Raw genomic sequence first — 14,878 nt, 5'->3', positions numbered from 1 at the left:
TGTGGCGTCGACGGTCGGCGGAGTCACCACAACCTTCGGTGGGCGGCTTTTTACCGGCTCTTAGAACCGGCCACATATCGCGAAAAAGGTCGGGTATGTCGCAAACTCATGCTGCGGCGGTAAATGGCCGCACGTCCACACGAGGAGTGTTTCCGTGCAGGTGTTCGACCGGGTGCGTGCGATGGCGGGTCTCGGAACGCGGGCGGTCCGCGCGGTCCGGGAGACGGGGATGCTGACCCCCGTGCGCCCGGACCGGGCGGTGCGGATGCTGTTCCCCTACGTCCGGTACGGGCCCGTCCCGGCGACGGTCGGCGCGATGGCGGCGCTGCGGTTCCCCGACCGGACCGCGCTCGTCGACGAGCGCGGCGCGCTGACCTGCGCGGAGCTGGACGCCCGCGCGGCGGCGCTCGCCACGGCGCTGCGCGAGCGGGCCGGCGGGGACGCGGCGGGCCGGATCGGCATCCTGTGCCGCAACCACCGCGGGTTCGTCGAGGCGCTCCTCGCCGGGACCCGGCTCGGCGCCGACGTCGTCCTGCTCAACACCGACTTCTCCGCCACCCAGCTCGGCCAGGTGATCGACCGCGAGGGCGTGACGCTGCTCGTCCACGACGAGGAGTTCGGCCCCGTCGTGGACGACGCGTCCTTCGCCGGGACGCGGGTCCTCGCCTGGACGGACGAGGGCTCCGGAAAGCACGACACGATCGACGGCCTCGTGGCGGCCACCGCACCCGAGAAGGTCGTCACAGAGCGGGCGAGCAACGTCATCGTGATGACGTCCGGCACCACCGGGACGCCGAAGGGCGCCCGGCACGACATCTCCGTCGCGACGCTGATCCCGGCGGCGCTCAGCCATCTGATGCGCGTCCCCGTCCGGACGGGCGCGCCGCTCGTCATCGCGCCGCCGCTGTTCCACATCCTCGGCTACGCCTACCTGTCGGTGGGGCTCGGGATGGGGACGCCGCTGATCCTGTCGCGCCGGTTCGACCCGGCGGCGGTGCTGGACGCGATCGCCGACCACGAGGCGGAGACGCTCGTCGCGGTGCCCGTGATGCTCCAGCGGCTCCTGGACGTGCCGGACGCGCCGCCGACGCCCTCCCTGCGCACGGTCGTGTGCGGCGGATCCGCGCTGCACCCGTCCCTGTCGGAGGCGTTCATGGACCGGTTCGGCGACGTCCTCGTCAACGTGTACGGGGCGACGGAGACCGGCTGGGCGTCGATCGCCACCCCGCGGGACCTCCGGGACGCGCCCGGCACGGTCGGCCGCCCCTCCTTCCGCCTCACCATCAAGATCCTCGACGAGGACGGGCGGGAGCTGCCGAGCGGCGAGACCGGCGAGATCCACACCGGCGGCGGGCTGCGGTTCGCGGGCTACACGGGCGGCGGCGGCAAGGACGTCCGGGACGGCCTGACCGGCACCGGCGACCTCGGCCACTTCGACGCCGAGGGACGCCTCTTCATCGACGGCCGCGCCGACGACATGATCGTCTCGGGTGGGGAGAACGTGTTCCCCGGCGAGGTCGAGGGCCTGCTCGCCGGGCATCCGGGTGTGGCGGAGGTGACGGTCACCGGCGTCGAGGACGCCGACTTCGGGCAGCGCCTCGCCGCCTATGTCGTGCGCGCCGAGGGCTCGGACGTGGCCGCCGACGAGCTGAAGGCGCACGTGAAGCGGCACCTCGCCCGCTACAAGGTGCCGCGCGACATCGAGTTCGTCCGGGCACTGCCCCGCACCAGCACCGGGAAGGTCAGGGCCAAGGCCCTGCGGAAACGCTGACGGTCAGGCCGCGCCCGCGCTCGCCTTCGCGGCCATGCAGATGCGGGCCAGGTCGTTCAGCGCGGCGGCGCGCCGCTCGTCCAGCGGACGCTCGTCACCCGGCCGCGCCTCGGCCAGCGTGTCGATGACCAGCGAGAACACCGGCATCTCGGCGGGGCTGATGTACCCCTCGAACGCGACGCCGCCCTCGAGGTCGTCCACGTCCATGTTGCGGACGAAGGTGGCGAGGGCGGCCTCCGCCGCGACGACGCCGATGCGCATCGCCAGCGCGGCGGGGTCGCGGTCGAGGGAGCGGACGGCAGTGGAACTCATGTTCGACAAGATAGAACATCTGAGCGATCAGCGTCGAACATCCGCTCGAAGACGCGCGAGTCTCAGCCCGGGATCGCGTGCTGGAAATGGAGGGTGCGGGTGACGTGCAGCTCGCCGTCCACGGCGACGGGCCGCATCCCGGTCGCCGGACCGCCCCCGAGCTCCTCCTCCAGCTCCCGGCGGATCCGCGCGGCGGCGTCGTCGGGCGTCCGGGCGGACTCCAGCCACGCGGCCAGCGGTCGGACATGGTCGAACGTGTCCGACCGCTTGGGCTCGGCGCCCGCGCCCGCGAGCATCGCCCTGATCTCGTCGGCGGTGCGGAGGGCGCGGTGCGCGGGGTCGCGGAGCCGCTCGATCCGGTTCGGGTCGCCCTGCCCTTCGGGGCGGACGACATCGGCGATGATCACCGCGGCGCCGGGCCGGCTGACCCGCGCCAACTCCCGCACGACCGCCTCAGGGTCGGCGGCCCGGTGCAGCGAGAACGGCGTCACCACCAGCGTGAACGACCGGTCGAGGTACGGCAGCGCCGTCGCGTCGCCGTGCGTGAACGTGACGTTGACGAGCCCCGCGTGGTCGGCCTCCCGCTTGCCCTCCGCCAGCAGATCCGGGACGAGGTCCAGCGCGGTCGCGTGCCGCACGCGGTGCGCGATCGCACGGGACAACGTCCCCGTCCCGGCCGCCACCTCCAGGACGACGTCGTCCAGATCGAGTTCGGGCTCCATGAACCGGACGAGCCGCTCCAGGTGCGGGGAGGATCCCGTGCTCGGCCACGGGTCCGTGAACCCCGCCGCCTGTCTGGAGAACTTCTGGACGACCTTCTCGTCATGCGCCACGGTCACGCCGCCTCCTCTGGGTCGATGCCGGGATCATCCCTGAATCGGCGTTCGGTGGCCAGGGACCATTGGACGTGACATGTGCCATTGATCCGCTGGGAACCGTCGTCAGACCGAGGGGACGGTCTCCAGGAGGGCGGCCAGGCCGTCGGCGTCGAGGAGGTCGGCGGGGCGGACGGTGACGTTCGCGGCGACATAGTGGAACGCGGCGCTGACCCGCTCGACCGGCACGTCCGCGAGCTGCGCCCACGCCAGCCGGTACGCGGCGAGCTGCACGGCGGCGAACCGGGCGTCCTCCCCGGACGGCGGCGACCCGGTCTTCCAGTCGACGACCTCGTAGCCGCCGCCGGACCGGAACACGGCGTCCATCCGGCCCCGGACCAGCCGGTCGCCGAGGATCGTCTCGAACGGGACCTCGATGTCGAGCGGTTCCCGCGCCGCCCACTCCGACGCCTCGAAGCGCTCCTGCAGCCGCTCCAGATGGGCGTCGTCGGCGGCGCCCTCGTCGGCGGCGCCGGGCAGCTCGTCCGGGTCGAGGAGGCGCTGCTGGCCCCAGCGCCCCTCCAGCCAGGCGTGGAAGGCGGTGCCACGGCGCGCGTAGGGGGCGGGCGGGCGTGGCATCGGGCGGCGGATCTGCCGGGCCAGCGCGGCCGGGTCGCGGGCCAGCGTCACCAGCGACGACACCGTCAGATGCGGCGGCAGCTCGACCAGCAGGCCGTCGCCGCCCCGGCCCCGGTCGCGTTCCGCCAGCAGAAGCTCGACGTCGCGCGCCCACGCGGTCATGCGGGCGCGGTCGGCGTCCGCGAGGCCCGCGTCGCCGGCCCAGCGGCGGGTGCGCCCGGCCATCTCGTCGCCGACCATCCGGGCCGCCTCGACGATCGCCTCGTAGCGCTGCCGCGCGGTGGCGCCGGCGTCGCCCCGGTCGCCGGGGAGGGCGGGCCACTCCGCCCGGGCCCGGTCGTCCAGGAGGGGGTTGGTCGCGCCGTCCTCGGGCGGGTCCGCCCAGGCGACGACCTCGCCGGCGCCCGCGAGGCACACCTCCCGCACCTCGTCGAGGAACGGGGACGGGCCGAGCGGGCGGCCCGACGCCCCCCACCAGTACCCGGTGGTGATGAGCAGGCTCGACGCCCGCGTCACGGCGACGTACGCGAGGCGCCGCTCCTCCCGCAGGTCGCGTTCGGCGCACGCCCGGTCGAACTCCGCGAGATCGTCCTTGTCCAGGCCCGTCAAGGCGGGCAGGTCGGCGCGGTCGCCCCGCAGCATGAACGGCAGGACGCGGGGGTTCGCCGTCCAGCGGGTCGCGCTCTGCGGCGGCGACGGGAAGATCGACCCCTTCGCCGGCCCGCCGTTCTTCTGCGGGGTGAACACCAGGCCCGGGACGATCACCACCGGCCACTCCAGGCCCTTCGAGGCGTGCACGGTGAGCAGCTTGACGCTGTTGGTCTCGCCGACGCGCCCCGCCTCCAGGCCGAACTCCTCCGTCTCGGCCGCCTTGAGGTAGGCGAGGAACGCGCCGAGCGTCGGGTCCTCCGCGTCGCCCGCGAACGACGCGGCCGCGTCGACGAACGCGTCGAGGTCGGCCCGCGCGGTGACGGGGTCGAGCCCGGACCGCGCCGCGACCTCGATGTCGAGGCCGAGCGTCCGCTCGACCTCGGTGACGAGATCGGGCAGCGGCAGCCCCACCTGCCCGCGCAGCCCGCGCAGCTCGTCGCGGAGCCGCCGCAGCCGGCCGTACCCCTCCGGCGAGTACGCGCCCGGATCCCCGAGGTCGTCGAGCGCGTCCACGAGGCTGCCGGTCTCCTGGTTGAGCTCACTGACCAGCTGCCGCAGCGGATCGTCCGCCCCGGCCCCGGCATCGCCGCCGCCCGCCGCGTCGCCTTCGCCCGCGCCCCCCACCCCGCGGCCGGCTTCGCCACCGGGCCCGCCTTCGGCCTGCGCGGCGGTGCCCTCGACGGCGCCCTCGGGCCCGGCTGCGTCCTGCGGAGCGGGTTCCGGGCGGGTGACGTCGCGGGCGGACTCGATCGCGAGGGCTCGGGCCCGGCGGCCCAGGGCCACCAGGTCCCGGGGGCCGAGACGCCAGCGGGGCCCCGTCAGGAGGCGGGCCAGGGACGCGCCCGCCGTCGGGTCGTGCATGACGCGGAGCGTCGCGACGACGTCCTGGACCTCCGGGACGGTCAGCAGCCCGCCGAGGCCGACCACCTCGACCGGGATGCCGCGGCTCTCCAGAGCCCGCCTGACCAGCGGGAACTGGGAGCGCTTGCGGGCGAGGACGGCGATGCCGGAGTACTCGAGCGGCTCCGGTCGCGGCCCGCCGTCCGGGGCGATCCCGGGATCGGCCGCCATCAGCGAGGCGATCCGCGCGGCGATCTCGTCGGCCTCGGTCTCGACGGTGTCGAACAGGGCGCATTCGACGCGTCCGCGGCCCTCGCGCCCGGCGCCGGGCGTGAGGCGCGGCACGGCCTTCGTCTCGGCGCGCAGCTCGTCCTGGACGCGGGCGGCCGCCTCCAGGATCTGCTCGCCGTTGCGGAACGACTTGCTGAGCTGGACGACCGGCGCGGGCACCGCCCTCCGGTTCCCGATGGACGGCTGGGCCGGGAAGTCGTGAGCGAACCGCAGCAGGTTGCCGGCGCTCGCGCCGCGCCAGCCGTAGATCGACTGGCAGGGGTCGCCGACCGCCGTGACCGGGTGGCCGCCCGCGAACAGCGACGTCAGCAGGACGAGCTGGGCCTGGCTGGTGTCCTGGTACTCGTCCAGGAGGACGACCGAGAACCGGGACCGCTCGAACATCCCCACCTCGGGATGCTTGTAGGCGATCCGGGCGGCGAGGGCCATCTGGTCGCCGTGGTCGATGACCTCGCGGGCGGACTTGGCCTGCCGGTACGCCTCGATCAGCGGCATGAGCTGCTCGCGGACGGCGTGCTTGGCGAGGATGTCGCGCTGCGCCTTCAGCGGTCTGCGCACGGCGGCGAACCGCTCCTCAAGCCAGGACCCGACCCTGCGGACGTCGTCGGGCGTGCGCAGGTGCTCCGACAGGTCGCCGGCGAGCTCCATGACGGCCTTGGTGACGGTGTCGGGCTGCCAGTCGATCCTGTCCATCGGCCCGTTGTAGGTGTCGACGACGCGCGAGCAGATCTGCCACGCGACCGCCGGGGAGATCAGCCGCATCGTCGGCTCGAGGGCCTCGCGCAGCGCGTGGTCGCCGAACAGCCGCGCCGCGTAGGAGTGGTACGTCGAGACCATCGGCTCGCCGTCGAACAGCGCGTCGCCGCCGAGCCGCTCCAGCTCGTCCGCCGGCAGGGCCTCGCGGAGCTTGTCGAGCCGCTTGCGGACGCGCACGCCCAGCTCGGCGGCGGCCTTGCGGGTGAACGTCAGGCCGAGCACGCGCTCGGGCCGGACGAACCCGTTCGCGACCAGCCACACGACCCGCGCGGCCATCGTCTCGCTCTTGCCGGACCCGGCGCCCGCGATCACCGCCATCGGCGCGAGCGGCGCCTCGATCACCCGGGCCTGCTCGCCGGTCGGCTCCGGGATCTCCAGCAGCCTGGCCAGTTCCGCCGGCGTGATCACCCCGCTCCCCCCGAGCTTCCCCTAGTCGCCGACCTGCCCGCCCTCCTCGTGGACGGGACAGCAGGAGCGTACGGGACAGGTGCGACACTTGTCGTTCGCGCGGGCCTGGAACACCTCGCCGGCCATGCCCGTCGCGACGATCTCGACGAGCCGCTTCGGCCATTCGGGGTCCGGGTCGCCGGCGGGCGGGCCCTGCTCCTGCTCGCGGGCCTTGGCGGCGAACGACGCCTTCCCGACCTGGACGAGCTTCGCGCCGCCCGGCTCGATCAGCCCGTGCCGCTCGAACGCGCCCAGCATCACCGCGTACTGGTACACCCCCAGCTGCGGGTGCCGGGCGAGATCCTCCTTCGGGACGGGCGTCCCGGACGTCTTGATGTCGATGATCACGGCGCGGCCCTGGGCGTCGCGTTCGGCGCGGTCGATCCGGCCCTTGATCACGACGCGGCCGAGGTCGACCTTGAACGACTCCTCCAGCGCCACGACCTCGTTCGGGTTGTCGCGGTGCCAGGCGAGGAACTTGTCGACCATCGTCGTGGCCTGCGCGCGCTGCTTCTCCGAATACCAGGCGCTGCGGAAGTCGAGGTCGTTCCAGATCTCGTCGAGCCGCTCGGCGACATGGACCTCGTCGATGCCGTCGTCGGCGCCCGCGAGCTCCGCCACCGCGTGGACGACCTTGCCCATCGTGCTGTACTCGTCCGGGCCGCCCTCGCGCGCGCCGACGGCGGACGCGAGCAGCCACCGCAGCCCGCACGTCGTGAACGCCTCCACCTGCGACGGGGAGATCGTGATCGGCTCGTCCTCGGCGAACGCCGGGCCCGGGTCGGACAGCGCGGTGATCGCGTACCAGTTCTCCGGCCGCGCGCCCCGCACCCCGGCGCGGGCGAGCCTGGCCAGGTGCCCGGCGGCGGCGCGGCGCAGCGGCTCGGGCCGGGACGGGTCGGCGACCGCCGAGCGCAGGTCCGCGACGAGCGCCGACAGGGACAGCCAGCGGGTCTTCTCGTCCAGCTGCGACCGCTCGATCGCGCCGGGCAGCAGTTCGTTCAGGAACCGGGACGGACGCTCCTCGGTGTCGTCGCCGCCGACGGCCGTGACGACGAGCCGCCGCCGGGCGCGGGTGGCGGCCACGTAGAAGAGGCGGCGCTCCTCGTCCAGCATCTTCGCCGCCATCGACGCGCCCGCCGACGCCTCGCCGTCGGCCTCGGACCCGGCGGCGTGCTCGACGAGTTCCTCGACGCCGAGCAGCGACCCGCGCAGCCGCAGGTCGGGCCACACGCCCTCCTGGACGCCCGCGACGACCACCACGTCCCATTCCAGGCCCTTCGACCGGTGCGCGGTGAGGATCCGGACGGCCTCCCCGGCGGGCGCCCGGTCGGCGAGCGTGTCGCCGGCGATCTCCTGCGCGGCGACCGTGTCGACGAACAGCTCCGGCCCGGCCTGCGGGAGCCGGTCGACGAAGCGGGCCGCGTGGTCGAACAGCGCGACGACGGCGTCCAGATCGCGGTCGGCGGCGGCGCCGCGCGTCCCGCCCCGCATCGACCGCTCCAGCAGGACGTCGGCCCGGCCGCTGGCCTCCCACACGGCCCACAGCACGTCCTCGGCCGTGCCGCCGTCGCGGGCGCCGGCCCGCGCGGTCTCGATCAGCCGCGCGATCCGCTCCGCCGGGGCCCGGACCTTCTCGTGGACGAGCGTCAGCTCGCGCCCGTCGTCCACGGCCGCGACGAGCAGCTCGCCGAGCGGCCGCTGCCCGCCCGACAGCTCCTCCAGGTCGCGCAGCGCCCGCTTCAGCCGCCGCATCCCGAGCGCGTCGGCGCCGCCGAGCGGCCCGGTGAGCAGGTCCTCGGCGACGGCGTCGTCCAGGAAGCCCTTCTTCAGCGCGGCGCGCAGCAGCAGCAGGAACGGCCGGACGGCGGGCTCCCCCACCAGCGGCACCTCGTCGCCCGCCACCACGACCGGCACCCCCGCCTGCGCGAGCGCGCGGCGCAGCGCCGGGACCTGCCGGACGGCGCTGCGGACCAGCACCGCCATCCGCGACCACGGGACGCCGTCGAGCAGGTGCGCGCGGCGCAGCTCGTCCGCGACGAGGGCCGACTCCTGGCTCTCGGAGTCGGCGATCACCGCGCGGACCTCGCCGTCCTCCACCCCGTCCGGGTGCAGGAGCGCTCGATGCTCCGCCACGCCCGCGCCCACGGCGGGCAGCCGCTGCGCGATCCGGCGGGACGCGGCCAGGATCTCCGGCCCCATCCGGCGGCACGTCCGCAGCGCCACCACGGGCGCGGGGTCGCCGCCGAGCGTGCGGAACCGGTCGGGGAACTCCTGGATGCCGCGCACGTCGGCGCCCCGGAACCCGTAGATCGACTGGTCGGGGTCGCCGACGACGATGAGGTCGCGGCCGTCGCCCGCCAGGTACCGCAGGAGCTCCTCCTGCGCGGGGTCGGTGTCCTGGTACTCGTCGACGAACACGACGTCGTAGGCGCCGCGCTCCTGGACGCGGAACTCGTCGTCGGCGAGCGTCCCGGCGGCGATCCGGATCAGCTCGCCGTAGTCGTAGGTCGGGACGGGATCGAGCAGGAACCGGTCCACGTACCGCTCCATGAAGCCGCCGATGGCGGGCCAGTCGTCGCGTCCGCGGACGCGGCCGAGCGCCGCGAGCTCGTCCGGCCCGAACCCCCGCTCCACCGCCCGGGAGGAGAAGTCGCGCAGCTCCTCCGCGAAGCCGCGGGTGCCGAGCGCGGCGCGCAGCCGTTCCGGCCAGCCGTCCGCGCCGTCCGCCAGCTCGCCCTCCAGGAGCCGCCGCACCTCCAGGAGCTGCTCGGGGCCCGACAGCAGCCGGGGCGGGGCCTCCTCGTTCAGGGCGGCGTCGCGGCGCAGCAGCGCGTAGGCGTAGCCGTGGAACGTGAGCGCGAGCGGCGTCCGGGTCGTCCGGTGCAGCCGTCCGGTGATCCGCTCCCGCAGCTCCCCGGCCGCCTTGCGGCTGAACGTCAGGACGAGGACCCGCTCCGGATCGACCCCCCGGTTCTCGATCCGGTCGACGACCGCCTCGACGATCGTCGTCGTCTTCCCGGTGCCGGGCCCGGCCAGCACCAGCAGCGGCCCCCCGGCATGCTCGACCACCCGCCGCTGCCGCTCGTCGAGCGGGGGCGGGAGGGCGCGCGCGGGACCCGAGCGACGCACGAGACGGTAGGAAGCGGCTGGCACAGCGTTCCATTGCACCAGACGCGAGGGACAGCCGAGACCGCTTCGCCGACTTGCGGCGCGTGGTGCTCAGTTCGACTCATCGCTCCAGCGGGCACGCCGCATGTCCACCCGGCGGCCGTCGGGGCGCAGCGGGGTGTTCTCGGCGCGGTAGTGCTCGTGCGCGCGCCGCTCGTGGCAGGCCGGAGGGGTGCCGTCCGCTCGGACGACCCGCCACCACGGTACGGCGCCTCCGTACAGCGACATGACGCGGCCGACCTGGCGGGGGCCGCCGCGGCCGATCAGCTCCGCGATGTCCCCGTAGGACATGACCATGCCGGGCGGGATCCGCTCCACGGCGTCCAGGACGGTCTCGGCGTACTCATCGGGGCCCATTGCGCGAGTCTCCCCTCAGCGGGCGCGTTCGGCGCGGACGAAGGTCACGGCGGCGGCCATGCCGACCAGCGCGAGGACGCAGGCGACCGTGTACCCGGCGATGCGGCCGCCGGAGCGGTGCACGACCCGCACCGGACGGGCCCGGCCCGCGACGAGCCGCCGGTCGGGCGGATGGCCTGCCCCCTGCATCCGGGCGCCGGCCAGCGCGTCGGCGGCGGCCAGCGCGGCGCGCGCGTCCACCTGGCCGAAGCCCACGCCGAGGTCGTAGCCGCCCCGGGGCCGGTTGCGGGTGCTCGCCACGATCGCCTGGGTGACCAGCGCGGGCGCCAGCTTCGGATGCCGCGCCCGGATCAGCGCCGCGATGCCCGACACGAACGCGGTCGCGGGGCTCGTCCCGTCCCCGATCCAGTACCGGCCGCCCGGCCCCGCGCCGATGATCTGGACTCCGGGCGCCGACACGACGACGGCGGAGTTCCGGTTGGAGAAGTCGGCGTGCCCGCCTCCGGCGTCCACGGCGGCGACGGAGATGACCCCCGGGAAGGACGCCGGGTACGCGTACTCGGTGTGGCCGCCGCGCCTTGGGCTTCGCTCCGCGCCCCCGTTGCCCGCCGCCGCGACCACCACGGCGCCCTTGCTCACGGCGTACGCGACCGCGGCCCGCTCCGGGCGGGTCGGGTACGACCGGCCGAGCGACAGGTTGATCACGTCGGCGCCCCGGTCGACCGCGTACCGGATCCCGCGCGCGATCGTGCCCGACCACCGCTGCCCGCCGGTGAACTCCGCGAACCCCGGCTCGTCCCGCTCCAGGATCACCCGCAGCGACAGCAGCCGCGCCTCCGGGGCGACGCCGATCATGCCGGACGCGCGGTCCGGGCCGTGCCCGTGCCCGGCGATGATCGACGCCATGTTCGTCCCGTGCAGCCGCTTCGGCACGGTCCCCGGCGGCCCGGCGCCGCGCGTGTAGTCGGGCCCGACCGTGACGGACCCGGCGAGGTCCGGCTGAGCCGGGTCGACCCCCGAGTCGAGGACGGCGACGGTCACCCCGCGGCCCCGCGACAGCTCCCATGCCCGCGGCACGTTGAGCCTCTCCAGGACGGGCATCACCGCGTCCCGCACCTCGTCGGCCCGCGCCCCGGGCGGCGGCAGGGGGACCGCGAGGAGCGCCGCCAGGACCACCGCCGGGATCCGCCTCAGCACGACCACTCCGGCGTTCCGCAGCGGATCGGGGCGGGGGCGGACAGCGGGCGCAGCACCCCGTCCGCGATCTGGGGCGCGAGTTCGGCCAGGTCGGCCTGCTGGTGGCGGGCGCGCAGGGCGGGGCGCCCGTCCGCGTAGCCGACGGTCGCGGCGACGATGTACGGGCCGCGCCGCGCCATCGCCGCCGCCTGGCGCGACGCGTCCCCGAACCGGGCCGCGACGGACCCGGGGAACGGCAGCGCGCGCACTCCCGGCCGGGGCCGGGGCACGGAGAACCAGGCGGCGGCCGCGTGCGCGGACCGGTCGTCCGGGAAGGCCAGCACCGCCACCGTCACCGCGAGGCCCTGCGGCTGGTCGAGGTAGGTGGCGCGGAGCGCCGCCCGGCAGCCGCGCGACGTCAGGGACGCGCCGAGGGCGCCGTCCACGGCCTCGTCGCACGGGGTGCCGGGGCCGATGCCGACCCGCCGGGCAGTCTCCGCCGACCCGTGCGGCGCCGTGTACGGGAGCCGCTCCGGGAATATGCGTCCGGCGGGCCAGTTCCGGTAGCGCGCGTTGATCTCGGCGACGGTCGCGGCGGCGCGCTCCGCGGCGGTCGGCCCGCGCGTCATCTCGGCGGCGAGCCGGACCCCGGCGACCGCGAGGACGCCCGCGCATCCGGCGGCGGCGAGCACCGCGGCCCGCGTCCGGGCCGGCCGCGCCGGGCCCTCCACCGGGACCGGTTCCGTATCCGGGGCGGAGATCTCGGCGCGCGACACGAGGCGGAGCGTAGCCGACCCGGCGGTCATCCGGGACGTCCCGCTACGAAAGCCCTGTTCACCCCCGAAACGTCCGCCCGGTGGGACCCGCACCCCCCGGGGACGGCGGCCCACCCGGAGACCAGGCACCCCCCGGGGACGGCGGGCCGCCCTGCGGTGGCGGGCCGCTGGGGGACGGCGGGGCGCTCGGGGGTGGGGGGCCGTCCGGTGAAGGGAGCGCGGCGGGCCTGTGGGGGTGGCGGCGGGCGAGCGACGCGGCGATCGCGCCGGCGGCCAGAGCGCCTCCCACGCCGGCCAGGAGGACGCCGACGATCAGGGGGGTCACCCAGGCGGGGTGCTCGATCACGGCGACCGGCTCGGGCTCGGCGGGGCCGAAGCGGCGGGCCGCCGCCTTGCCCGCGGGGGCGGGGTTTCCGGACGCGAGCCAGCCCGCCGCGGAGAGCGCCCGCGCGGCGTTCACCTCGCCGAACCCGACGGCGGGGTCGTAGCCGCCGTTCGGGCTGTACCGGGTGCTCGTGATCAGCGCCTGGCCGACGAGCGCGGGCGCCAGCTTGCGGTACTTCGCGCGGATCAGCGCGGCGATGCCGGACACGACGGCGCTGGCGTCGCTCGTCCCGGAGCTGAGGAAGTACCGCCCGCCGGGGGCCGCGATCGGCAGTCCCGCGCCGGGCGCCGACACCACGACCGAGTAGTTCCGGTTCGAGAAGGGGGCGCGGCCGTGCGAGGGGTCCGTCGCGGCGACCGCGATGACGCCCGGATAGGACGCCGGGTACGAGTACGGTGCGAAGCCGTCGCCGTCGAGGAGGCGGGCCTTGTCGCCGTCGTTGCCGACCGCGGCGATCACCACGACGCCCTTGCCGATGGCGTATCCGATCGCCTCCCGCTCGGCCGGCACCTCGTCGTTCTTGCCGAGCGAGAGGTTGATCACATCGGCGCCGTGGTCGGCGGCGTAGCGGATGCCGCGCGCGACGGCGCCCTCCCCCGCCTCGGACGTCCGGTACCGGACGTAGCCGGGGTCCTCGCGCTCGGCGATCACCCGGACGGCCAGGACGCGGGCCTTCGGCGCCATGCCGATGATCCCGTCCTCGCCGCCGGGGCCGTGCCCGTGCCCGGCGATCAGGGAGGCCATCCCGGTGCCGTGCAGCCGCGCGGGCCGGGTGCCCCGGTCGATCGCGGCGAGCATGTTGGGGCCGGTGGTCACGGATCCGGCGAGGTCGGCCTGGTTCGGGTCGACGCCGGAGTCGACGACGGCGACGGTGACGCCCGCCCCCCGGGTGATCTTCCAGGCGTCCGGGATGTCCAGGGCCTCGAGGATCGGACGCTGGCGCTCGCGGACCGCGTCGGCGTGCGCCGTCGCGGGCATGAAGGGCAGCCAGGCCGCGGTGAGGGCGGCCGCGAGCGCGACCGCGAAGGCCCGCGGGCGCGCCGTGCTCAGCATCGCCACTCGCGGCTCCGGCAGTCGGGCAGGGGGCGCGTCGACAGCGTCCGCGCGATGCGGCGGGCGATCTGCGGCGCCACGGCGAAGGGCTCGCCCGGACGCTTCTTCGCGACCGCGGCGGCGGGGCGCCCGTCGGCCTGTCCCGAGGTCGTCAGCAGCACGTAGGGGCCGCCGCGGTCGGACGTGCGGTCCTGCCGGGCGGCGTCGTTGAACCGGGCCGACGCCGTCCCGGGGAAGGCCGCCGCGCGCAGGGCCGGGCTGATCGGCCCGTTCCCCGGCCCCTGCGCGCCGGGCAGTTCCCTGTGGGCGCGGTCGGCCTTCCACGCGTCCGGGAAGACGACCACCCCGACCGTGACGACGACGCCCTGGAGCGCGTCGGTGTAGGTGGCGCGCAGGACGGCCTTGCAGCCGTGCCGCCGCAGCGTCGCCACGAGGCCCGGGTCGACGCCCATCTCGCAGCCGGTGTCGGGGACGATGCCCGTCCTGGCCGCGTTCTCGCTCTTACCCGTCCCCTGCCGGTAGCCGATCCGGGCGGGGAAGATCCGCTCCGCCGGCCACGCCTGCCACCGCCGCGCCACCTCGGTGTTCGCGGCCCGCTGCAGCTCGGCGTTCGTCGGCTCGCGGTGCAGAACCGTCCAGGCCCCCGTGATCGCGACGCCGGTGGAGACCAGGTAGAGGCATCCGACGGCGATCGCGACGATCATCCACTGGCGCCCGCGCAGTCCGAGCACGGTGACGCCGCGGGGGCCGGGGGGCGGCGGGCCGGGTGGGTACGGCCGCCCGGGCGGCTGCTGGGACGGGGGCGGGAATGCCACAACAGTTAAGATTAACCGCGTTCAATGGCATTCCGCCGCCGATCTCACCGCCGGAAGGTCTCGCGGGCCTCCCGCGCCGCGTCCTTGGCCTGCTCGCCGACCTGCTTCGCGCCGCCCGCCATCCGGTCGCGGGTGCCCTCGGCCTCGAGGTTGGGGTCGCCGGAGCGCCGTCCGGCCTCCTCCTTGCCGCGCCCCTTCGCCCGCTGCGTCTTGTTCTTGATCTTGTCCAGGAAACCCATGACTCCTCTTTCCCTCGGTCGTGCGGAGGCGATGCCCGGCATGTGCCGATCTATGCCGAAATTCGGTGGGCGCGGCGGATCCGTTCGGCCTCCAGGTGGATCCGCGCCTCCGTCTCCATCAGCCTCGCCTCGGCCTTCTCCGTCCGCATCCGGGCGCGCATCTCCCGGAAGGTCGCCGTCCGCCGCTTGGAGAACCGCTCGAAAAGCCTCATGACCACCTCTCCGGAACGGCCCCGCGCCGTCCCATGAACCGGTCACCAGATGCCCGCATCCGGCCCGGTCATGCCTCCATGCCCCCTGACCAGGCCGCCCGGCGTCCGGGAATGCGGTCGCGCATGGCAAGGTTGTGCGGGAAGGACGACGGAGTCCGCCCCCATCGAGCGT

At 75.4% G+C, this 14,878-nt stretch carries 12 protein-coding genes; 1 reads left to right on the top strand and 11 read right to left on the bottom strand.

Annotated elements, in window-relative coordinates:
* Positions 1–154 precede the first annotated feature (154 nt).
* Positions 155–1,771, top strand: coding sequence for an AMP-binding protein (locus IE99_RS0120565; protein ID WP_245623288.1), 1,617 nt, complete (start codon positions 155–157; stop codon positions 1,769–1,771).
* A gap of 3 nt (positions 1,772–1,774) precedes the next feature.
* On the opposite strand, the gene IE99_RS0120560 is transcribed toward IE99_RS0120565, so the two are convergent.
* The 11 genes from IE99_RS0120560 to IE99_RS32450 form a co-directional block, all read right to left on the bottom strand.
* Positions 1,775–2,083 carry a hypothetical protein gene (locus IE99_RS0120560; protein WP_030173204.1) on the bottom strand — a complete coding sequence of 103 codons (309 nt, stop codon included), beginning with the start codon at positions 2,081–2,083 and terminating at the stop codon, positions 1,775–1,777.
* Between the two features lie 62 nt (positions 2,084–2,145).
* Entirely contained in the window at positions 2,146–2,922 is a 777-nt protein-coding gene (locus IE99_RS0120555; RefSeq protein WP_030173201.1) for a class I SAM-dependent methyltransferase, read from the bottom strand.
* A 102-nt stretch (positions 2,923–3,024) separates the two neighbouring features.
* Positions 3,025–6,483 carry an ATP-dependent helicase gene (locus IE99_RS0120550; protein WP_037559779.1) on the bottom strand — a complete coding sequence of 1,153 codons (3,459 nt, stop codon included), beginning with the start codon at positions 6,481–6,483 and terminating at the stop codon, positions 3,025–3,027.
* Positions 6,484–6,504: 21 nt separating this feature from the next.
* Positions 6,505–9,654, bottom strand: coding sequence for an ATP-dependent helicase (locus tag IE99_RS0120545; RefSeq protein WP_030173194.1), 3,150 nt, complete (start codon positions 9,652–9,654; stop codon positions 6,505–6,507).
* A gap of 90 nt (positions 9,655–9,744) precedes the next feature.
* On the bottom strand, positions 9,745–10,050 hold the full coding sequence (locus tag IE99_RS0120540; protein ID WP_030173192.1) for an MGMT family protein: 306 nt from the start codon (positions 10,048–10,050) through the stop codon (positions 9,745–9,747).
* A 15-nt stretch (positions 10,051–10,065) separates the two neighbouring features.
* Positions 10,066–11,247 carry a S8 family serine peptidase gene (locus IE99_RS0120535; RefSeq protein ID WP_030173189.1) on the bottom strand — a complete coding sequence of 394 codons (1,182 nt, stop codon included), beginning with the start codon at positions 11,245–11,247 and terminating at the stop codon, positions 10,066–10,068.
* A complete protein-coding gene (locus IE99_RS0120530; protein WP_030173186.1) occupies positions 11,241–12,002 on the bottom strand; it encodes a hypothetical protein in 762 nt (253 codons plus the stop codon). The genes IE99_RS0120535 and IE99_RS0120530 overlap by 7 nt, the downstream gene beginning before the upstream one ends.
* Before the next feature lie 58 nt (positions 12,003–12,060).
* A complete protein-coding gene (locus IE99_RS0120525) occupies positions 12,061–13,440 on the bottom strand; it encodes a S8 family serine peptidase (protein ID WP_084219724.1) in 1,380 nt (459 codons plus the stop codon).
* Positions 13,434–14,255: a hypothetical protein gene (locus IE99_RS0120520; protein ID WP_245623287.1), complete on the bottom strand. Its 822-nt coding sequence runs from the start codon at positions 14,253–14,255 to the stop codon at positions 13,434–13,436. The genes IE99_RS0120525 and IE99_RS0120520 overlap by 7 nt, the downstream gene beginning before the upstream one ends.
* Positions 14,256–14,299: 44 nt before the next feature.
* Positions 14,300–14,494: a CsbD family protein gene (locus tag IE99_RS0120515; RefSeq protein WP_030173177.1), complete on the bottom strand. Its 195-nt coding sequence runs from the start codon at positions 14,492–14,494 to the stop codon at positions 14,300–14,302.
* 50 nt (positions 14,495–14,544) lie between these two features.
* Complete coding sequence (locus IE99_RS32450) at positions 14,545–14,706, bottom strand: hypothetical protein (protein ID WP_169744459.1); 162 nt, start codon at positions 14,704–14,706, stop codon at positions 14,545–14,547.
* Positions 14,707–14,878: the final 172 nt, after the last annotated feature.

This window comes from Spirillospora albida (genome assembly GCF_000718255.1).
GTDB lineage: Bacteria > Actinomycetota > Actinomycetes > Streptosporangiales > Streptosporangiaceae > Spirillospora > Spirillospora albida.
Note: the sequence above shows the minus strand (reverse complement) of the source record. Positions and strands in the feature narration are given on the sequence as shown.

Excerpts from the sequence above, each read along its gene's own strand:
- IE99_RS0120525 (WP_084219724.1), bottom strand. The coding sequence starts at position 13,440 with ATGCTGAGCACGGCGCGCCCGCGGGCCTTCGCGGTCGCGCTCGCGGCC.
- IE99_RS32450 (WP_169744459.1), bottom strand. The coding sequence starts at position 14,706 with ATGAGGCTTTTCGAGCGGTTCTCCAAGCGGCGGACGGCGACCTTCCGG.
- IE99_RS0120560 (WP_030173204.1), bottom strand. The coding sequence starts at position 2,083 with ATGAGTTCCACTGCCGTCCGCTCCCTCGACCGCGACCCCGCCGCGCTG.
- IE99_RS0120540 (WP_030173192.1), bottom strand. The coding sequence starts at position 10,050 with ATGGGCCCCGATGAGTACGCCGAGACCGTCCTGGACGCCGTGGAGCGG.
- IE99_RS0120515 (WP_030173177.1), bottom strand. The coding sequence starts at position 14,494 with ATGGGTTTCCTGGACAAGATCAAGAACAAGACGCAGCGGGCGAAGGGG.